Source organism: Shewanella sp. SM32, assembly GCF_025654235.1.
Lineage (GTDB): Bacteria > Pseudomonadota > Gammaproteobacteria > Enterobacterales > Shewanellaceae > Shewanella > Shewanella oncorhynchi.
On record NZ_JAKKRO010000025.1, the window covers coordinates 37,429 to 57,524 of the forward strand.

Annotated in this window: 24 protein-coding genes and 1 riboswitch; of the genes, 22 read left to right on the forward strand and 2 right to left on the reverse strand. The window is 44.0% G+C overall.

The genetic code is table 11. The features are described 5' to 3' along the window. Positions 1-26: 26 nt before the first annotated feature. The 6 genes from hinT (at position 27) to tsgA (ending at position 4,187) form a co-directional block, all read left to right on the forward strand. The gene (gene hinT, locus L5M10_RS12025) at positions 27-383 is read left to right on the forward strand and encodes a purine nucleoside phosphoramidase (protein WP_006081303.1); all 357 of its coding nucleotides are present in this window, start codon (positions 27-29) and stop codon (positions 381-383) included. Further along, positions 380-907 carry a PaaI family thioesterase gene (locus tag L5M10_RS12030; RefSeq protein ID WP_028760303.1) on the forward strand — a complete coding sequence of 176 codons (528 nt, stop codon included), beginning with the start codon at positions 380-382 and terminating at the stop codon, positions 905-907. Before hinT ends, L5M10_RS12030 begins: the two co-directional genes overlap by 4 nt. Then, entirely contained in the window at positions 894-1,391 is a 498-nt protein-coding gene (locus tag L5M10_RS12035; protein ID WP_172481184.1) for a PaaI family thioesterase, read from the forward strand. Before L5M10_RS12030 ends, L5M10_RS12035 begins: the two co-directional genes overlap by 14 nt. Positions 1,392-1,560: 169 nt before the next feature. Continuing rightward, positions 1,561-1,956 (forward strand): YcfL family protein, encoded by a 396-nt coding sequence (locus L5M10_RS12040; protein ID WP_028760301.1) that lies wholly within the window; start codon positions 1,561-1,563, stop codon positions 1,954-1,956. 300 nt (positions 1,957-2,256) lie between these two features. Continuing rightward, complete coding sequence (deoD, locus tag L5M10_RS12045) at positions 2,257-2,961, forward strand: purine-nucleoside phosphorylase (RefSeq protein ID WP_012196924.1); 705 nt, start codon at positions 2,257-2,259, stop codon at positions 2,959-2,961. Positions 2,962-3,011: 50 nt separating this feature from the next. Further along, positions 3,012-4,187 (forward strand): MFS transporter TsgA, encoded by a 1,176-nt coding sequence (gene tsgA, locus L5M10_RS12050; RefSeq protein ID WP_263255309.1) that lies wholly within the window; start codon positions 3,012-3,014, stop codon positions 4,185-4,187. A 67-nt stretch (positions 4,188-4,254) separates the two neighbouring features. On the opposite strand, the gene L5M10_RS12055 is transcribed toward tsgA, so the two are convergent. Then, positions 4,255-4,935, reverse strand: coding sequence for a Crp/Fnr family transcriptional regulator (locus L5M10_RS12055; RefSeq protein ID WP_263255310.1), 681 nt, complete (start codon positions 4,933-4,935; stop codon positions 4,255-4,257). Between the two features lie 197 nt (positions 4,936-5,132). Further along, a riboswitch (TPP riboswitch) is annotated at positions 5,133-5,271 on the forward strand. A gap of 54 nt (positions 5,272-5,325) precedes the next feature. Between L5M10_RS12055 and L5M10_RS12060 the strand changes: the two genes are divergently transcribed. The 13 genes from L5M10_RS12060 (at position 5,326) to L5M10_RS12120 (ending at position 16,143) form a co-directional block, all read left to right on the forward strand. Next, complete coding sequence (locus L5M10_RS12060; protein WP_263255311.1) at positions 5,326-7,545, forward strand: TonB-dependent receptor; 2,220 nt, start codon at positions 5,326-5,328, stop codon at positions 7,543-7,545. A 96-nt stretch (positions 7,546-7,641) separates the two neighbouring features. After that, positions 7,642-7,902 (forward strand): hypothetical protein, encoded by a 261-nt coding sequence (locus L5M10_RS12065; RefSeq protein ID WP_028760297.1) that lies wholly within the window; start codon positions 7,642-7,644, stop codon positions 7,900-7,902. Between the two features lie 46 nt (positions 7,903-7,948). Further along, positions 7,949-8,602, forward strand: coding sequence for a nicotinamide riboside transporter PnuC (pnuC, locus tag L5M10_RS12070; RefSeq protein WP_028760296.1), 654 nt, complete (start codon positions 7,949-7,951; stop codon positions 8,600-8,602). Next, a complete protein-coding gene (locus tag L5M10_RS12075) occupies positions 8,602-9,714 on the forward strand; it encodes a phosphotransferase (protein WP_263255312.1) in 1,113 nt (370 codons plus the stop codon). Before pnuC ends, L5M10_RS12075 begins: the two co-directional genes overlap by 1 nt. 192 nt (positions 9,715-9,906) lie before the next feature. Continuing rightward, entirely contained in the window at positions 9,907-10,764 is an 858-nt protein-coding gene (locus L5M10_RS12080; protein WP_263138252.1) for a DUF6279 family lipoprotein, read from the forward strand. An 81-nt stretch (positions 10,765-10,845) separates the two neighbouring features. Further along, the gene (locus L5M10_RS12085) at positions 10,846-11,439 is read left to right on the forward strand and encodes a DoxX family protein (protein WP_263181024.1); all 594 of its coding nucleotides are present in this window, start codon (positions 10,846-10,848) and stop codon (positions 11,437-11,439) included. 185 nt (positions 11,440-11,624) lie between these two features. Beyond that, positions 11,625-12,173 carry an NAD(P)H nitroreductase gene (locus tag L5M10_RS12090; protein WP_263255313.1) on the forward strand — a complete coding sequence of 183 codons (549 nt, stop codon included), beginning with the start codon at positions 11,625-11,627 and terminating at the stop codon, positions 12,171-12,173. Positions 12,174-12,202: 29 nt separating this feature from the next. After that, complete coding sequence (locus tag L5M10_RS12095; RefSeq protein WP_263255314.1) at positions 12,203-12,706, forward strand: GNAT family N-acetyltransferase; 504 nt, start codon at positions 12,203-12,205, stop codon at positions 12,704-12,706. Between the two features lie 187 nt (positions 12,707-12,893). After that, a complete protein-coding gene (locus tag L5M10_RS12100; protein WP_028760290.1) occupies positions 12,894-13,517 on the forward strand; it encodes a 2OG-Fe(II) oxygenase in 624 nt (207 codons plus the stop codon). Between the two features lie 377 nt (positions 13,518-13,894). Then, positions 13,895-14,500 carry a GNAT family N-acetyltransferase gene (locus tag L5M10_RS12105; protein ID WP_263255315.1) on the forward strand — a complete coding sequence of 202 codons (606 nt, stop codon included), beginning with the start codon at positions 13,895-13,897 and terminating at the stop codon, positions 14,498-14,500. Between the two features lie 19 nt (positions 14,501-14,519). Continuing rightward, positions 14,520-14,984 carry a GNAT family N-acetyltransferase gene (locus L5M10_RS12110; RefSeq protein ID WP_028760288.1) on the forward strand — a complete coding sequence of 155 codons (465 nt, stop codon included), beginning with the start codon at positions 14,520-14,522 and terminating at the stop codon, positions 14,982-14,984. A gap of 32 nt (positions 14,985-15,016) precedes the next feature. Continuing rightward, complete coding sequence (locus tag L5M10_RS12115; RefSeq protein WP_105252762.1) at positions 15,017-15,421, forward strand: hypothetical protein; 405 nt, start codon at positions 15,017-15,019, stop codon at positions 15,419-15,421. 326 nt (positions 15,422-15,747) lie between these two features. Beyond that, positions 15,748-16,143, forward strand: coding sequence for a hypothetical protein (locus L5M10_RS12120; RefSeq protein WP_113938740.1), 396 nt, complete (start codon positions 15,748-15,750; stop codon positions 16,141-16,143). A gap of 67 nt (positions 16,144-16,210) precedes the next feature. On the opposite strand, the gene L5M10_RS12125 is transcribed toward L5M10_RS12120, so the two are convergent. Beyond that, complete coding sequence (locus tag L5M10_RS12125; protein WP_263255316.1) at positions 16,211-17,026, reverse strand: substrate-binding periplasmic protein; 816 nt, start codon at positions 17,024-17,026, stop codon at positions 16,211-16,213. A gap of 137 nt (positions 17,027-17,163) precedes the next feature. Between L5M10_RS12125 and L5M10_RS12130 the strand changes: the two genes are divergently transcribed. From L5M10_RS12130 to L5M10_RS12140, 3 genes are read left to right on the forward strand one after another with little or no spacing between them, the layout of a single operon-like run. Next, complete coding sequence (locus L5M10_RS12130) at positions 17,164-18,261, forward strand: DUF2157 domain-containing protein (protein ID WP_263192794.1); 1,098 nt, start codon at positions 17,164-17,166, stop codon at positions 18,259-18,261. Continuing rightward, entirely contained in the window at positions 18,248-19,411 is a 1,164-nt protein-coding gene (locus L5M10_RS12135) for a DUF4401 domain-containing protein (protein WP_263255317.1), read from the forward strand. Before L5M10_RS12130 ends, L5M10_RS12135 begins: the two co-directional genes overlap by 14 nt. Further along, positions 19,411-19,914 carry a GDYXXLXY domain-containing protein gene (locus tag L5M10_RS12140; protein ID WP_263179628.1) on the forward strand — a complete coding sequence of 168 codons (504 nt, stop codon included), beginning with the start codon at positions 19,411-19,413 and terminating at the stop codon, positions 19,912-19,914. Before L5M10_RS12135 ends, L5M10_RS12140 begins: the two co-directional genes overlap by 1 nt. The last annotated feature ends 182 nt before the right edge of the window (positions 19,915-20,096 follow it).

Here is a 20,096-nt window from a genome sequence, read left to right on the forward strand (position 1 = left end):
GCCAACTAACCCAAGGAGGACGCCCCATGGCCGAAGAAACGATTTTCAGCAAAATTATTCGTCGCGAAATTCCCGCGGATATTCTGTATCAAGATGAACTTGTGACTGCCTTTAGAGACATTTCCCCTAAGGCGCCAACCCATATTTTGATTGTGCCGAATCACTTGATCCCAACGGCGAACGACATGAAAGCCTCTGATGAGCCGGTACTTGGCCGTATGATGACGGTTGCGGCTAAATTGGCGGCGGAAGCGGGTATCGCTAAAGATGGCTACCGACTGATCATGAACTGCAATCAACACGGTGGACAAGAAGTCTATCACATTCATTTCCACCTTGTGGGCGGGGAGCCTCTGGGGCCCATGTTGAGCCAAGGCAAATGAAGGTCAATTCGGATTTTTTCCCGCTGACCCAAATGGCGCAGCGGTTTGTGGATCAACTAGCCCAGTGTCGCCGTCTCGGTTTAACCGTATTGGAGGCGAGTGAGCACCATGTGTTGATTGAGTTGCCCTATAGCACTGAATTAATTGGGTATCCCGATACCGGTGTTATCCATGGCGGGGTGATCACTACTTTAATGGATACCGCGTGTGGCAGTGCAGTCGTGAGCGCTATTTTCCATAAATTCAAATTATTAGAAATATCACCTACGCTCGATTTACGGGTGGACTACATGAAGCCCGCTCAGCCCCATAAGCCAGTGTTTGGATTTGCGGAATGCTACAAGTTGTCTTCTAATATTGCCTTTACCCGTGCAATTGCTTACCAAGACAGTATCGACGATCCCATCGCCCATGCCGTCGGCTCTTTTATGCGGATAAGCCCTGAAATGGTCGGTGATGCCTTTAGGCAAGCGTTAATGGGTGAAGCCGTGCCTGCGATAGGAGAGAGTGATGAGCGCAAATAATTCGATACTAGATGCCGCCAGTAAAACTCAAAACGCACAGGTTAAAGCGCCTATTGATGTGCAAGGCATAGTTAAACGCGCCACTGAACTTAATGATTTTGGCCATTTACTTGAGCACGTTCCCTATGCCAAATTTATTGGCATGAAGGTGGAGCGTTTTGGTGATGAACTGATTTTTAAATTGCCCGCTAAAGATGACAATATCGGTAATCCTGTGTTGCCCGCCATTCATGGTGGTGTGATTGCGGGCTTTATGGAAATGTCGGCGATAGTGCAGTTAATGGTATTTATGCAAACGGCAAAGGTGCCTAAAGTCGTTGATTTTTCAATCGACTATTTACGTGCAGGTCTGCACAAGGATAGTTTTGCTGAGTGTCGTATTACCCGTCAGGGTCGACGAGTCGCCAACGTGAATATTGATTGTTGGCAAACCAATCGTAAGCAGCTTATTGCTACGGCACGGGCACATTTTTTGATTGATTAATCTGATTAAGTTTAGATTGATGAAGCATGACTGATTCACTATTTTAGATTGAGAATGCTTTATTTAACCTATGTTATTAAGCATGAGTTCAGCACTGTTCGATTAGTTTGTCGTTTAATGGGAAATGATGCGCTAGCTGCGTATTTTGTGGCGTGACTAGGAGAAATATATGAAACAAGTTTATACAGGGTTATTACTGGCCGCAGCGCTTACCTTAGGTGCTTGTGCCTCACATACCGCAGGGATTTCAGTGAGTTCACTGGGTGAAACCCGCGTCGATAATTCCAGCTTTGCCCGAGATATTGCGGTACAGAGTGTGGATGCACGCCGAGTCGGTGATTTAGTGCAGGGCTCAGCGTTGATTGTTAGCAAATCCTCGTCCGATATGCGTGTGCAATATAAATTCACTTGGTACGATGCCAGCGGTTTTACTATCGAAGATGAAGCGACCAGCTGGAAATCGGTGAAATTACACGGTAAACAGCAATTGCAAGTCGGCGCTGTTGCACCTAATGCCCAAGTGGTTAAATTTGATGTATACGTGCGTGAAACCTTTTCAAACTAAGCTTGAGTTTACTTCTGTTTAGTTTATTCCGTGTTTAATTGATTTTTTGATATTAAACCCGTTCTAAAAAGGCTTACTTCTTTTAAGGAGTAAGCCTTTTTATTCTTTTTACATCAACTTTCAATGACCTTAAGGTCACTCAAATGTTATTAGCTTTCGTCTTTTTCACCTTGAAAGTTGCGATAAATTACCCATTTTTAAGCAAAAAGGTTTACGGCAAGATGAAATCCGGACTTTAGTCCTAAATACATTCAGTGATTGGGCACTACTATCAGCATATTACCACATGAGGATAGAAAGATGACTGCTCATATTAATGCTCAACCTACTGATTTTGCTGAAACTGTTATTATGCCGGGTGATCCACTCCGTGCTAAATATATCGCTGAAACCTATCTCACCGATGCCGTAGAAGTCACGAATGTTCGCAATATGCTTGGTTACACGGGCTTTTACCAAGGACAGCGCATTTCCGTTATGGGTCATGGTATGGGTATTTCATCTATGGTGCTCTATGGCCATGAGCTGATTAATTATTTTGGCGTGAAACGCATTATTCGTATTGGCAGTTTAGGTGCAACACAAAAACATGTACAAATGCGAGATGTTATTTTAGCCCAAGCCGCAGGTACGGATTCACCTACTAACGCTAAGCGTAGTAGCGGCTACCAAATGGCAACTTCTGCGACCTTTTCTTTATTGCATAAAGCCTATACAACAGCGAATGAGAAAGGCATTAGTGTAAAAGTTGGCAATATCTTTAGTGGTGATCTTTATTACGATCCCGATGAAGATATGATCCCTGCACTTGAACGTTTTGGGGTATTAGGTATTGATATGGAAGTGGCGGGGCTTTATGGATTGTCACACCAACAAGGTATCGAATCATTAGCCATTTTAACGGTATCGGATCATTGTTTAACCGGTGAAGAAACAACGGCCGAAGAACGCCAACTCTCTTTTAATAATATGATCGAGCTCGCGTTAGAAACCGCCCTCAATTAGGTTTAAAGCCATCCTTTGAACCCTTAGCATTTCACTTATGGAATGACATAATGAATAATAAAATTACTTTAACAGCCATCAGTTTTCTCGCCAATTTTATTATGGCGGGCTTTGCGACCCAATTTGGGATGTTGATTGAACCCATAGCTGAGAAATTTGCCGCTAATGTTAACGAAGTTGCATCAATCTTTTCATTGCTCAATGGTGGTGCACTCGCGGGGACGATTGCAGCATTTTTCTTTATTGAAAAAATGGGTATCAAAAGAATGACCTTGATAAGTTACAGTCTGGTTGCTCTTTCTGCTCTGGCTTTACATTTAACCGGTTCCCTACAAGTTGTGATGGTAGCAATGACCTTAATTGGTTTTTGTGGCGGTATCGGTTTATGTATTGCAGGTACGATTGTGGTGTCTGTGTGGCAAGAGAAATTACAAAGCACAATGTTAGTGGTGCAAGATGCGACGTTTAATATTGCAGGCGTTATTTTTCCATTGATAACGACTTATGCATTAACAAGTTCATTATCATGGAGTTATAGTTATTTAGCCGTGGGTTTAGTGGCGTTCGGTACAGTCATTATTACCTTGTTCACTCATTTCTCTATTTGCGAGCAATCTTCTACAACACAAGAGAAACAACAGTCTGAATGGAATCTCGGCATTATTAGTGGGGGTATTGGTTTATTCTTAGGAATGCTGGCTTTATATACTTTTTTAACTTGGGCACCTTTATTTGTAAAACAAAAATTTGATATCCCGTTTGAAGATGCCGGTAATATTATTACCCAGTATTGGTCCGCTGCGCTAATTGGGGCGTTAATTTCGACTGTGATTGTGACTCGTGTAAAAATTCACCATTTCTTAGTCGGTATTATTGCTTTAGCTATGGTGATCACCGCTGCCATTGTCAGTACCAATAATCTTAATTGGATAGCTTATTTAACCTATGGTTATGGTTTTGTATGTGCCGCGCTTTATAATGCATTTATTGCTTATGGCGTGTCTTTTGTAAAAAAAGCCAGCAGCAAAAATGTGTCATATATTCTTATTAGTGGAAGTGCAGGGGCGATGTTTAGCCCAGCCATCAGTTCTTTCTTTGAACGTATTATCGGATTACAAACAGTGATGTACGTGATTCCTTTGCTTTACGCAGCGATATTTATGCTATTGATCGTTTCAAGTCGGATGAAACCGGCTATGGAACAACACTCGCCATCGGTAAGTTAATTTACCTGTGCATCCATCCCACACTCGGTTGTTAAATTAAGTCGAGTGTGGGTTATGTTGAAAGCGGTTATATACCTGCTTCAACAAATTTCTTGAGTGCGTTGAGATCACAAATCCGAATGCTATCTTTTTTCCGCTCAATTAAGCCTCGTTCCTCAAGATTTTGTAGTGCCCGACGGTAGACTCGGTCGGTAGTGCCAAATCGTTCAGCCTCTAAATAGCGTTTACTAAAGCCATCTACGGGCAAGTCATTTAAGTATTCATGGTAAATATCAAATGCCACGTTATAACTGATGGGATAGAGCAGTCGCCGAGTAAAAATATCCACTGTGTCTTGGTAGTCAATCGCAATTGCACTAGCGAAAAATAGCGCGAGTTGAGGATGCTGACCGAGGCAATGTTGCAGTTTTTCAGCGTTAATCAACATGATTTCTAAGGGTTCACTGGTAATAATGTCTAGTTGACAGTGGTACTGGGTGAAGAACTCCATTTCGCCAAACAGCTGTGAATCACAATCAATAGTACCTAATTGAAAACACCGACCATTTCTCGCGGTATGGCCGAGTGATACGCGACCTTGCTTCACCAATACAAGTGATGCCATCGCTTCCCCCTGCGTCATGAGGTGAGCGCCTTTTTTGAGCATTTTTATTTCGCTGATACAGCTAAGTACAACCGCTTCAATAAGTGGATAGTCTTGCTCCCATCGCTGGCTATAACGTCCTTTCGATAAAGGTTTTAGCTGCATCGACTATGATCCTCTTACTGTGTTCGAAATTGCGACCTTCTATAGCATTATCATGATAGGCGGTCAAATGGACGAAAGGATTTAGGCGGCTACTAAAGATATTTTCATCATACGAACTGAAGGGCAGTGGTTTTCGCGACATTTAATTGAATCGCAGAGATAAGAGTGCCCACTTTTTATTTCCGTCATGTATACTAGGCGCCGCCAAGGGGTGTTTGTTGTGCATTAATGTTACTCTGATTTTAACGTTAACGGCTGTAAACTGAGATGTCATCTGACGAACCCTTAGAACCTGATCCGGCTAATACCGGCGTAGGAATGGGCCAATTAACAGCACACTTCTGAATCGCTTATTCGTTGCCGGATCTCAAACATTATATTTGAGGTCCTATGTCAAACCGTAAAACGTCAAACCATCAATCCCCATTTTCAACCGTATCGCCAAGCTTATTTTTAGCCCGAGCGCCGCTGGCATTTGCCATCGCCGCAGCGCTGAGCACCCCTGTTTTTGCACAAACCGACGCTATCGATAAACCCGATCCCAGCACTGAGATGGAAGTCATGGTGGTGACGGCGGATTTTCGCAGCTCAAGTTTAGAAAAAATGCCTTCAAGCATTACCGTTATCGACAGTCAAAAAATTCAAGATGAAAGTGCGCAACACTTTGAAGATCTGCTTAATTCTATCGCCAATTTTAACTGGTCAGGTGGAAGCTCTCGGCCGAAATATTTTCAAATTCGCGGTGTAGGGGAACAGGAACAATACCAAGGCGCACCTAATTCTTCCGTGGGTTACATCATAGATGATATCGATTTATCCGGTATTGGTATGGTGTCGAGCATGTACGATTTACAGCAGGTCGAAGTGCTTCGTGGACCGCAGGGGACGCGTTACGGCGCGAATGCTTTAGCGGGACTGATTTATCTGAAGAGTAACGATCCAACTGATGTGTTTGAGCATGGCGGCGAAGTGTCGTTAGGCGATGATGATTTGCGCACGTTTAGCGGTTTCAGTTCTGGCCCATTAACGGATTCTGGCAAGCTGCTTTATCGTGTGTCAATGCAGCAGCACCAGCAAAATGGTTACCACGATAACCTGTATTTAGACCGTGATGATACCAATGGCCGCGATGAATTCAGCGGCCGCGCTAAGCTGCGCTGGTATGCGACAGATGATTTGCAGTTTGATTTAACTGTGCTGCATGCCGATTTTGATAATGGCTATGATGTGTGGAGTTTAACCAATTCACCAACCCAGACAACATCGGATCAACCGGGTGTCGATAGCCAACGCACCACAGGCGCGGGTTTTAAAGCGACCTATTCCGGCGCCGAAAACTTCGAATTAACTTCGTTAACCTCTTTTGCGAATACCGATCACCATTACAGTTACGATGGCGATTGGGCTAACTCAGAATATTGGGCCTCTAAGCAATGCAATGATGACAATGGCAATCTGGCGCCGTGTCAATACGATTATTTTTGGGATAAAACGGGTCAGCGTAAAACCGCGTCGCAAGAGTTTCGCCTAAGTTCTACCGAGCAGGGCCGTATTTTTGCAGAGAGTACTGATTGGTTGCTTGGTGTGTATGCCATGAATCTGAAAGAAGATAACCAATTGTATTCTGAATACAATGCTTGGCCGGATGAAGTCTTAGACTCAGAGTATGAGGCGACAAACTATGCACTGTTTGGTCAGCTCGATACGGATTTGGGCTCAAATTATGCTTTATCTGTGGGTCTACGTTTAGAGCGTCGCAACAGCCATTACTCTGATACGAATAACGATAATTTCGACCCGAGCGAAACTATGTGGGGCGGTCATATTGCTGTGAGTAAAGTGCTGAACGACTCACACAATGCTTATGTCCGAGTCGCACGCGGTTACAAGGCGGGCGGTTTCAACATGACTTTGCCAGTCGAATTGAACGATAAAAAAGAGTTTAGTACTGAGACGCTCTATAACTATGAAATCGGCCTTAAATCCCATTGGTTAGCGGGACTTATCGATACTAATTTGGCGCTGTTCTATATGGACAGACAAGATCAACAGGTGGCTGCATCACAGCAAGATCCCGATAAACCACAGCGTTTTATCTTGTTCACTGAAAATGCAGGCAGTTCGAATAACTATGGCGCTGAGTTAGATGCAACCTGGTATGCCACGGATAATCTGCAAGTTTACTCAAGCTTAGGTTGGTTAGAAACGGCCTACGGTGACTATCAGTATCAGGACAAATATGGCACTGAGGTGGATTTAACTGGCCGCGATCTAGCCCATTCTCCACACGTTACCTACAGCCTTGGCGGGACTTATCGTGCCAATTCGGGTTGGTTTGCTAACCTGAATCTTAGCGGTAAGAGTGAATTCTATTATTCAGACAGCAATGAATCCCGCTCTGAGCCCTACACTATCGTCAATGCCCGCGTAGGTTATGAGGCGAGCGCATGGTCGGCATATTTATGGGGACGCAATCTGTTTAATGAAGAATACGGTGTGCGTGGCTTCTATTTTGGCAATGAGCCAGATAACGGTTGGGCGGAAAAGCAATATATTCGTTACGGCGATCCGCGTCAGATTGGCGTAACCTTTAACGTTAAGTTTATGTAATAGCTCATTTTAAAGTGAGCACAATCATTTAAGTGTAACTGAACTGTAGCCCAGTGTTTGGGCTACAGCCTTACTTCAGAATATCAAGGAATTAAAATGAAACTGACCGCAGAAATTAGCATGTATCCCTTTAATGAAAATTACCTCGATCCTATCAAGTGGTTTATTGGCCGCGTGGATAGCTATCCCAATATCGAGCGCGTGACTAATGCGATGGCTACTCAAGTGTGCGGCGATTATTTAGATGTGATGACTATGCTGGCGACCGAGATGCAAGCAGCCCATGAGAAGTGGGGCAAGGCAGTATTTGTGTGTAAGTTTATCGGTGGTGAGCTGAATTTAGCCCACAGCGAATAATGATTGACCGCCATGTAAGCGACAAATAGGCAATGAGAACAACACTATGACAGATTTATGGTTAACCTTGGTCGAGAGCGTTAATACGGCCTTTGGTGAAGTCCATGTGATGACCGTATGGGAAGCCCTCGCGGTATTGCTGGCGATGGCATATTTACTGCTGGCTATGAAGGCGAGCGTGTGGTGCTGGGCGGCGGCCTTTGCCAGTACCGCTATTTACACTGTGTTGTTTTGGAAGGTGTCGCTACTGATGGAGTCTGTGCTTAACGTCTATTACATGGCGATGGCGCTCTATGGATATTGGCTCTGGACCCAAGGTGGTGATAAGCATCAAGGCGTAAAAGTGACCACTTGGCCATTGAAAACCCATTTAAAGTTGATCGCAGCAACGGGCGTGATTTCGCTTTTGGTTGGTCACGGTATGGCGACGTATACCCAAGCCGCATTCCCGTATCTAGATGCGGCGACAACCTGTTTCGCCGTGATGACGACTTATTTAGTGGCAAAAAAGGTACTTGAGAATTGGCTTTATTGGGTGGTTATCGACATAGTGTCGATTTACCTTTATCTCAGCAAAGGCTTGATGCTGACATCCTTGTTATTCGTGCTTTATGTGGGTCTGGCGGTCGTGGGGTATTTCCTGTGGCGAACCGCGTTAGCCGACGCCCGTGAAGCTAATACCTTGAAGTTACTCAGTTAATGCTCGATATAAACGCCTCGATGGAACGCTCAGCAGGCGAGCCATTCAAAGCACTTTACCCCATACTCAAAAGTGCAGGGCTAGTTAACGTGTTAAGTATTCATGAGCTTGCGGGCGGCTTAAGTAATCACAACTATAAAATCACTTCGCCCACAGGCAGTTATGTGCTGCGGGTGAATGCGGATGCGGCGGACAGTTTTTGCAACCGCCAGCAGGAGCGTTTTTACTGGCAGCAATTGGCTCAAGCTAAACTTGCTCCTGAACTGTTGTGGGTGAGCGAAGATGAGCGTTATTACCTCAGTGATTTTATTGAAAGTGATTATATTGAAAGTGACGATATTGAAAACGAGGTCTTAATCCACTGGCCAGCGTTAGAGCGCCAAACGAGTGCAGCTGATTTTGTGCTGGGGCAATCGACGTTTAATTATTTACAGTATCCGGCAGCAGAACAAGAAACGCACCCTAACCAAGCCCATTGTTTGCTATTGGCGTTATTGCTGCAATTACGCGATCTGCCTACAGGGCCTTACGCTATTAGTATCACTGAGCAGTGGCAGGAATATCACCAGCAAATGCTTGCCTATCAGGTTTCTGCAACATTTAGTGAGCCAGTATTAAGGCGTGCTGTGCCATTGAAGCAGGGTAGTGATATTGGTGATAGCAATACTCACGATTGGAATGAGCGGGTGGCTAAGCTGCTTGCAATTCAAATCGAAATTAAACATTGGTGTGATGAGTTAGCAGCCTGCATAATCAAGCCGCAGTTTTGCCATCGCGATCTTAATCCCCATAATTTGTTACTTAAAAATAACCGCTTGTGTTGTATTGATTTTGAGTATGCGACGGCGTCGCATCCACTGTGTGAGTTGGCTGTAGTGTTAGCGACCCATGCGTTAACACCCTATCAGCAAAGTGTTTTGGTGAAACAGTATCTGAGTGGACATCCTTATGTTACTGCACAAGCCGTAACGGCAGTGCCTGCCGCTATTGACATGTATTGGGTATTTGCTTGCTACTGGGCATTATTGATGGCAGCGCAAACAGAACCCAGTCGTAGCGCCGACTACCTTGCTTGGTTTGATTGCTTCTGGCCGCTGATCACCCCCAAATAGTCATTATTGCGTGTGCTTAGTTTCCATCTGATGATAATGGTTCATTCCCTTATGGCATTGACCGCGCTATGGTGGGACATGCGGGTAGAACATACTGAAAACCTTTATTAGACAAACTTGTTTGATATAAAAAGCAACTTTATATAGTCTCAAGCGTCTTATTAGCAACAATTCTAGGATGGATTATTCAGTATGAAAAAAGGCGTGATGCTACTTGTGTGTCTCTTAGGCTTAAGCGCCTGCTCCACTAAATTCAGTTACCATTTCCTTGACTGGGCCATCGGCTGGGAGCAAGAGGATTATGTTACCTTAGATAAATCTCAGCAAAAGGCATTTGATGCCCTCATTGAAAAATTTGTCATTTGGCATCAATCCAAAGAGTTAGCTCATTATGTGGTGCAATTGACCGAAGTCGAAGGCCTCATAAAAACCAATACGTTAACGCCAGTGCTATGGGCAGATCATGTGAATATTGCTAAGCGGCATTGGTTTCGATTGTTTGAGTTCGCCTTGCCCGAGCTTCTACCTATCATAATGTCTTTGTCCGATGAACAGGTGAAGCAGATCCTCACAAAATTACGGGAGGAAGAGCAGGAGCTCGTTAAAGAATTTGCGGGAAAAACCCCTGAACAGTTACAAAAAGATGCCGATGAAAACCTTCAAACCCAATTTGATGATTGGCTTGGAAGTGTAACTGTGGAGCAAAAAGTGCTTATTCACCAATATAATCAACAGCGTTTATCCACCTTAGATATGTGGCTTGAGTACAGACACGAATGGTTACGCCAGTTTGAAGTTGCACTGGGTCAGCGCGCCGATAAAACATTATTAACCGAGCGTTTAACCTTGCTGATGACGCAGCCCGATGAGCTTAAGTCAGAACAACATAAAGTGTTTTTACGTAAAAATACTGAGGCATTTGGGACTTTGTTGTTGGCGATGAATGCGAGCTTATCGGAGCAGCAGTCTAAGCATTTTTATAAAAAGTTAGGTGGGCTCATTCAAGATCTCAAGGAACTGAATCAGGAAGCGATTGAAAAAGAAGCCTAGGTCATGAAAGATTTATTGCCTTGCTAGGGTCTATTTCTGCAAGCCAATAAATCAGCCTACTAACGACTAAATAGAGACCTTATGCCACTCGTATCCCTTTACCAGAAACTACTCAATATGAGCCGCTATTTCGAAGGCTTAGCGCCATTAGCCCTTAGGATTTACCTTGCACCTGTGTTAATGCAAGCAGGCTATAACAAGCTCGCTCACTTTGAAGATACGGTTGCTTGGTTTGCCAATCCCGATTGGGGCTTAGGTCTGCCAATGCCGGCGTTAATGGCAGGACTGGCGGCGGGAACTGAGTTCTTTGGCGCTATCTTGTTACTGCTTGGGCTCGCGACGCGACTGATTTCAATCCCTTTAATGGTCACTATGTTGGTCGCCGCATTGACTGTGCATTGGCCAAATGGTTGGTTAGCGATTGCCGATGGTAGTTCTTGGCTTGCGAATGACAGAGTGATTGAGGCAGGGGATAAACTGATAAAAGCCAAAGAGTTATTGCAGGAGCACGGTAACTATGACTGGCTGACCAGTTCAGGTAATTTTGCTGTGCTTAATAATGGTATTGAGTTTGCGATCACCTATTTTATTATGTTGTTGACACTTTTTACCTTAGGCGGTGGTCGTTACACTAGCCTAGATTATTTCATCGCTAAGCGCTGTAGGATTAAGTAAGTCTTTCTCAAGCGGGCTCAATTGTTAACTGCATCGGATTTTCAAGCGCATTTAATTTTTAAGTACACTCGATGGTAAGTGCACTCAACAAGTTAAATCCCACTCAAGCGGTGGGATTTTTTTATGCCTCTTTGTCAGCAATTTGCTATGCTTGAGCGCAATTTATATCGAACTAGGATAAGAACTTGGACGCTATTGAACTTTTACTCACTCGCCAATCAACTCCACGATTAACTGCTCCTGCTCCAGATGCGAGTCAATTAAAAATCATCTTAGATGCAGCCATTCGTGTGCCAGATCATGGCGCCTTAGCGCCATGGGAATTTATTATTGCCGCAGGACAAGGGTTAGATACCTTGGCAGATATCTTTGTTGAGGCAGCGAAAGCGAGCGGTGCCGATGAGGATTTTGTCAATAAAGCTAAGGGCATGCCAATGCGCGCGCCTATGGTGATTACTGTCGTGGCGAAAACGCAGCAACATTCCAAAGTCCCCGTACTTGAACAGCTCATTGCAGCGGGTTGCGCGACCATGGCGATGCAGCAGGCTGCCTTCGCCTTAGGTTTAGGTGCCGTGTGGCGTACAGGGGATTTTGCCTTTGATGCGAATGTGAATGTTGCTTTAGGTCTTGAGCCACACGATCAAATTGTCGGCTTTTTGTATGTGGGTACGCCAGCCGTTACTGCTCCTAAGAAACCGCAAAAGGACGGCAGTCAGTACGCCCGTTATTTATAAATCCGCCTCTTTTTTAGTGGAGAAATTCTATGCAAGTTGCGCGTACTCCTAGACTTATCCTGCGGCAGTTAACCCCAGCCGACGCTTCTTTTATGTTAGTCTTGCTCAACAGCCAAGGCTTTATAGAGAATATCGGGGATAGAGGAGTACGCACACTTGTGCAGGCTAAGGATTATATCGTCAATGGACCGATAAAAAGTTATGCCGAGTGCGGTTTTGGTTTTTATGCTGTAGTACTCGCCGAGAATGGATTCACCATTGGCATCTGCGGTTTAATCAAACGGCCGACACTGGACAATGTCGATATAGGTTATGCTTTTTTGCCGCAATATTGGGGCAAGGGCTATGCATTCGAAGCGGCTAAAGCCGCTTTTGACTTAGGTAAAAGTTTAGGTATTGAGCGTATTGTCGCGATTGTTAGCAGCCATAATAGTGCTTCAAAAGCTTTGCTGAACAAACTTGGATTACACTTTGAGCGTTGTTTGCAGCTTAGTGATCATGATGCGCCTGTTGAACTGTTTGGCCAACCTTAACGTATTGTTTATATAGGTTTTTATTTTATTGTAATTCCGTCTTCTTTATTCTAGAATTTCGCAAATTTTATCGTTGAGATATGGCAATCATATCTCTTATCGACGCCCCTCGAAAATCAGGCTCACTTAATCCCTCCTTGAGCCCTTGAGTACAGCAAAAGCGTAGCCCTTTTTTGGATGTAGCATAATGGTTTCGCAATTAAGTGAAGCAATGCTGGACGTGATCGCTGATGCCTTGGTAGACAAAGGCTATATCTTTTTATCTGACTTAGTTCCTTCCTGTATTAGCCAAGTACTATTGGAAAAAATTCAATCAACTGAAATATATGAATTAAAAGCTGCCTCTATTGGTCGAGGTTCTGAACAGCACTTAAATCCAGACATTCGTCGTGACAGAATACAGTGGCTAGAAGAGCAAAATGAGCCCGATGCCCAGTATCTTGAGTTGATGACACAACTCAAAAATGGCTTGAATCGTCGCTTGTTTATGGGCTTATTCGATTATGAAAGCCATTATGCGGTATATCAGCCTGGGGCCTTTTATAAAAAACATGTTGATGCACTTAAGGGCAGCCAAAATCGTATTTTAACCACAGTGTTTTTCTTAAATCCTGACTGGAAAGCGGCAGATTGTGGTGAGTTGATTATCTATGATGAAGCTGACATTGAGATTGAACGCATCGCGCCTAAAATGGGCCATTTTGTGATTTTCCTCAGTGAGCGTTTTCCCCATGAAGTGACCAAAACCTTGGCCCAGCGCAATAGCATTGCGGGTTGGTTTAGGGTCAGTAATAGCGTGCATGGCTTTTAACTTCACCTGATAACAAACGCCTAAATGCTGCCCACTGGTTTAGGTGTTTTTGCTCTCGATTGCCACTTTTGGTCATCACCAATCACCAATCACTTATCGCGACTGCGCAATGTCATTGCCTATTTCTCGAATATTGATTGGCCATCACGGCGTGTTCTTCCGCAGCAGTATTTATTCCAACCTGTGTTAACTGCCTTCTACTCATTTTTTCAAATTTTTTTACACTCTTAAGCTTTAGGTAATCTAAGCCGCCGAAAATGGAATGAATTTGTCCAATCATGCTGAAAATAGGGTGTTTTTTTATTCTCGTTTAATGTTAGGCTAGATAAAAACGTGCGCTACAACACACTTTTCTATCATCTAACGGAGGCGATACTGTGGGCTGTGAAGATAACTTAGGTTGTTTAAGTGGTGAGCATATTGTACTTGAGCCCTTATCTTTGTCCCATGTGGCGGCATTGAGTCTAGCCGTCACAGATGGTCAACTTTGGCGTTTATGGTTTACCAGTGTCCCTGAGCCAACTGAGATGAAGCTCTATGTGGCTAAAGCACTCGAAGAAAAAGCGCGGGGCCAGAGTTTTCCCTTTGCGGTGCGGGATAGAGTGTCAGGGGAAATCGTCGGATGCACGCGAATTTGCAACTGGGAGTCTGATAATCGCCGTCTTGAGATTGGATACACTTGGTATGCTAAACGTGCCCAGCGCACTGGGATTAATACTGAAGCTAAACTGCTGTTATTGACCTTTGCTTTTGAAACCTTAGACGCCATTGCCGTTGAGTTCCGTACTCACTGGCATAATCAAGCTTCGAGACAAGCCATTGCAAGACTGGGCGCTAAGCAAGATGGTGTATTGCGAAATCATAAGATTCTTAAGGACGGCACGATCCGCGATACCGTGGTGTATTCCATTATTGATATCGAGTGGCCAACGGTGAAAAACAGTCTGCAATTTCGATTGCGACAACGACCGCCAACACTCTAATGATAAATAGGAAAGGCCCATGGCAAGCATTATAACTCGAGTAGATGTGACTCATGTCCATGAGGTTGCAGTGTTGTTCAATGAGTACCGACAGTTTTATGGGCGTAGGGATGATCTCGCGGCTGCGGAGCAGTTTATTCATTCAAGAGTGTCAGATGGCTCATCGGTGATATTTATAGCCAAAGATAATCAAGGGCTTGGATTAGGTTTTGTTCAAATGTATCCCAGTTTTTCATCGTTACGTTTGGCCCCTATGTTGATCCTCAATGATGTGTATGTGACTCAACATGCCCGATGTGTCGGTATTGGGCGGGCGTTAGTGCTACAGGCCGCCAGTTATGCCAAAGCGCATAATATGAGTTATTTGATGTTAGAAACACAGCAAAAAAACCAGCGCGCGCAGGGCTTGTATGAAGGTTTAGGCTTTGTGCGTAACCAAGATTTTTATATCTACGAACTTGAGCTCCACCGAGGGCTTGAGTAGGTTTATTTATGGCGATTAAAAGGAAAAGTAACATGTTAACTCAGGTAAAAACGTTAGTATTAGGTGGTTTAGTCTTAAGTGCCAGTACTGCAGTTTGGGCTGATGAAGCAGAAAAAGCGTTTAGTAAAGAAGCCATTGAATGTGCCGCTTACTATCAAATTAGCTCAGAAGCCATTGGGGCGATGAATGCACCGCAAATGCAGGCCGTGGGTGAGCGTTTAAAAAGTTCTAAAATTGAGTCTGAGAATTTAGCTAAGAAATACAGCTCTGAAGCTGAGGTCACTCAAGCGGTTGCCGATGCTAAAGCCCGTCAAATCGAAAGCTTAGGGGGGTCAAGTAACTTAGGTGCGTTAATGGGTAAATATAAAGAAGAATGTAAAAACCTGTTAGCCGATCCACAAAAGCGTTTAAATTATTGGACTATGGCGACTATGTAATCGTAGGTTTTAGTCAGGGTAATCGTTTACGGATTGTGAAGAGAAGGAGCCTGATGGCTCCTTTTTGCGTTAAAGTACAATCACTAAGGAGCTGATGGAGCATTCATATTGAGTCGGTTTCCCCATAGATTTTAGCCCCGTTTGGTTTAGGGGCTGAGAACCAAGTTGCTTATTTTCGCTCGGCTGAAACTCAACCGCAGTTTTTAGGGTCCTAGTTACATGGTCAAGTATTTAAGCCTTGGGTTTAAATTCTCCTCAGTTTTAAATTCTTAGTTCAGTTTACGATATTCAAAGATAATCAAATATGAGTACTAAATAGGAGCACTATGGTATTAACAATAATGGCAGCGACTGTCTTGAGTGCTGGAGTCTGTGGGTACCATTTAATCTATGGTAAGCGGGTTTTATTGGCGCCACTCTTGAAGGCAAATGTGTCACAGCAAAGCAAGCAAATGCTACTGTGCTTATTTCACTGCCAATCGGTATTTTTTGTGGTTTCAACGGTTGCACTTTTAGCCTGTGCACTAAAGGTTATCCCTGGGATGTATGCCTTTAGCCTGTTGTTATTCCTCGGGATGAACTATGGGATCTTTGCGATTTGGCAGTTTTATATTGCCACTCTGAGTCCACCGAATAGTGGCCAGATGATCATAGTGCAAGCGCTGATTTTCTTACTCATTGGTATTTTGGCTATGCTAGGGCCACTCTTGTCTGCCGCGTAAATTGCTCATGATAGCTTGATAAATCATCGCGATTGAAGCGTCAGAGTTTGAAAAAATAAACAGCGAATTATGGGGTTAATTGAATACCGTATTGGGCGGCGAGTTCAGCGAGTTTACCATTATTGATGAGCAGTTCAATCCAGTGTGAGAGCCTTTTGCTATCGAGCTGTGAACTGGGGTTGAGTAAAATGCCATTAGCGTATTTTTGGTCCCATTCATCTGATATTAAAAGTAATTTTCTCTCTTCTGGATGAACCTTTAAATAATACTGTAGGTAAGAGTTCGTCACGGGCGTTAGGTCGGCGCGTTCACGCAGAATGCTTTCGATAGAGGCGTTATTGTGACTGACGAACAAGGGACGAAATTGCTTTGCCAGCGTATTCGCATCGGTTTCAAAGTGGGCAAACTGGTAGTGATATCCTTTGATGAACGCAATTGACTTGTTGGTTAAGTTTTTGAAATAGCTTTGGTTATGAGCTTTAGTTTTAAGTGCAATAAAGACTTCACCATCTATCATATGTAGCGGAATAAACTGAGTCGCTATTTTTTGCCATCCCCAAGCGGGATTCTCAAAGAGCATTATGTCGAAGCGACCTAAGGAATAGGCTTTATATCTGTGCTCAATACTGGTGACGGCAAATTTAAAGACCACTTCTTGTTGTACTTGATTTAATGCATTAATGATATCGAGTGTGAGACCTGTGTAACGGCCGTCTTGTTGTTGATGGACATAGGGAGCAAATTGATAACCACCGACATGAATTGTCGGAATTGACTCGGGAATCGCTGGCGACTGAACTTTATCTTGGGCGATAGCCGTGGTAAATGCGCTAATGCTTAAGGCTAAACAAAAGAGTAGGCGACACAACTGGCTCAATATCATAGTCACCCCTTGTTATTTTTAGCATGAATGATTTTTTACAAGTATACACAATTTAATTTGTTCAATGCTGTCGATAAAGTGCGAATTTTAAATCTGTCATAGTAAGCTAGCGCAAACAGGATGAGGGAGATTTCACATTGAGCAAGATAAAATCTCAAGTGTGTGGTTGGGTTGAACAGGGACATATCACGCAAGAGCAGGCGAATAAGCTTTATCGACAGGTGACAGTCTTGCCGGATGGGTCGAGTTGGCGTCGCTTAATCGCTCATTTATTACTCTGGTTCGGTGCGTTAAGTTTTGCCTGTGGGGTGATTTTTTTCTTTGCCTATAATTGGCAATCTTTGGGGCGATTTGCCAAATTTGGACTGATTGAAGTGGCGATAATACTCGCTATCAGCGCATTTGCTTGGCTCTATTATCGTGCCAACATTTATTCCCCTGTTAGTTCTTATCGTAAAGACAGCACTTTTGGTGCGACGACCGCCAATGGTGTGCTACTGGCCGCAAGTGTGTTAGTTGGTGGCTTATTAGCGTTAGTTGGGCAAACCTATCAAACGGGCGCCGATCCTTGGCAGTTATTCGCGCTATGGGCATTCGTTATCTTACCCTTTGCTTGGGTGGCGGGATTTGATGGTTTGTGGCTGTTGCTGGTGGGATTGCTAAACCTCAGCATAGGGATATTTCTGGATTCCTTTTCCCATTTCTGGGGATTATTTTGGGGCGCTCAAGGACAATTGCTGATCTTTATCTGTTTGAATTTAGTTATCTATTATGCTTTTGTACTTTTAGATCACAAAGTCGCGGGGCGCTGGCATGCGCCAATCCTTGAATATGCCTGTTCATTGTTTGCTATGGGCTGTTTTACTTGGTTAATCACTTGGCTTATTTTCGACGATTTCCTTGAACGTGATAGCTTCAGCACTGGGATTTTCTGTGGTTATTTTGCCCATCTGATATTCGGATTCGTTATTTTTCGTTATAGATTACCACGCATATATCCCTTGGCCTTGGGCGGTTTTAGCCTGATTGCCGTAGGCGCCGCGTTACTGATAAAGCTGATGTTTGAGGATAATGACCCCATAGGTGGATTTTTGTTTATTGGGCTTTATATCATTTTGGCAAGCACAGGTTTGAGTATTTGGTTGAGGGAGCTAAGCCGGAAACTTAAACCTCAGTTTGTAGGAATCGCCACCCAAGGGAGCGTGGGCGTGGGAGATGTTCATGAGCAACAATAATGGTTTACAGGATAGCGAAATGATCACTCGACCCTGCACTGATAGTGTTACGTCAATCGACGCTTCGAGTGAATTAAGTCTAATCAAACACTGGCAAGCTTTGTATGCCGAAGGCAATGTTAGTGCAGCTCAAATGCCAGAAGACCATGATACCCCTTGGTATATTGCCACTATGCAGGCGTTTGCTGCTTGGATAGCGGCGTTGTTTTTATTGAGCTTCATGATGGCAGTGTTTGGTGCCATTTTTGAGCATGTTGAAGAAGATGTCATTTTATTTATTGGCTTAACCTATTTAGCCTTGGGGATTGGGCTGTATTTTTTACCGCGGCAACAGATTTTTATTGAACAATTTGCTTTTGCCGCCTGTTTGAGTGGTTTGATCAGTGTGGCATGGGGATTATTTGATTTGATTAACAATGATTTTAGCCTTACATGGTATCTCTGTATGGCGGGTATTACATTGTTACTGTGGGGCTTGATTGCCCATGGGTTAGCCCAGTTTGTATTCGCTTTTTGCTTAAGTTGGTGCGTGATTGGCCTGATGGCAAAATTTGAACTGCTCAATTTTAGCCCAAGCCTTTTTGCCGTAGTCATTAGTCTAGTGTTATTAAATATCAATCAGTTCGGGCGTCATTATCGCAGGGCTCGGATGCTCATCTATGGTTTCGCACTCGCGTTGCTTTCGTTGCAGTTGATGCACGCTTTTAGTATGGACAGTATTTTTGAAGCCTTATTTAGCCCTTGGCAGCAAAGCCTGTGGCTGACACTGACTCATCTGTTGATTATTTTCGCTATTTGCGGATTTTTATTGGTGACAATCTTGCGCGAGCGCCAGCAATCACTAAGCTCACCAGCGGCGCTGGGGTGTGTTATCGGTTTAGTCATCGTTAGCGGTTTATCCTTACCTATGCAGGGTTTATCAACGGCTATTCTATTGATCTTGCTTGGTCATTATTGCAACGAGTCTTGGTTGAAAGGTATGGGAATGGTGTCGGCGCTGTTATTTGTCAGCGGGTATTATTATTCCCTAGAGACGACTCTGTTACTTAAATCTGGTTATTTGATGGGCTTAGGCGCCTTGCTGTTAGTGGCAAGGTTAGTGATGTGGCGGTTATTTCCTGCTAATGAAAATGCCAAGGAGACTATGTGATGGGAAAACTGTCGGCTTCACATAAATGGGCGCTTGGGCTCGTATTATTCACAACAGTGACGATTCTCGCTGGCGTGAATTGGCGAATTTTCAAATTCGAACAACTGCTTAATCACGGCCAAGTGGTGCGTTTTGCATTAGCACCGGTCGATCCGCGCTCATTAATGCAGGGTGATTACATGGCGCTTGAATATGCCATTGCGCGCGATGTGCGTAGTGCCTTAGCGCCGCAACAAATGCAGGGCCAGTTATTGCTGGCTGTCGATGGGCAAAAAGTGGCGCGTTTTGTGGACTTTTATACCGACCAAGCACTCGGTAAAGATCAACTACGAGTGCAGTTTCGTGTCCGTGGTAATCAAATTAAGCTCGCATCGAACAGCTTTTTCTTTGAAGAAGGACAAGCCGATCATTTTAGTGCAGCTAAATACGGTGAGTTTAGAGTGAATTTGCAAGGTGAGTTACTGCTCGTCAGTTTACTCGATGAAAAGCTTCAGCCCTTATAACCCTGTGTCAGGATTGTCATCCATTGGTTCTGCTTACTTGATTAACCTCGATTTATCTCTAGCCGCACTGTGTAGTGCGGCCTGCATCTTCCGTACTGCTTTCTTCCTAGTTCTGATCGCTAAATCGCGCGAATAATATCCACCTTAAGTTGCAACTTTGATGCAACCAATTTGTAACCTTG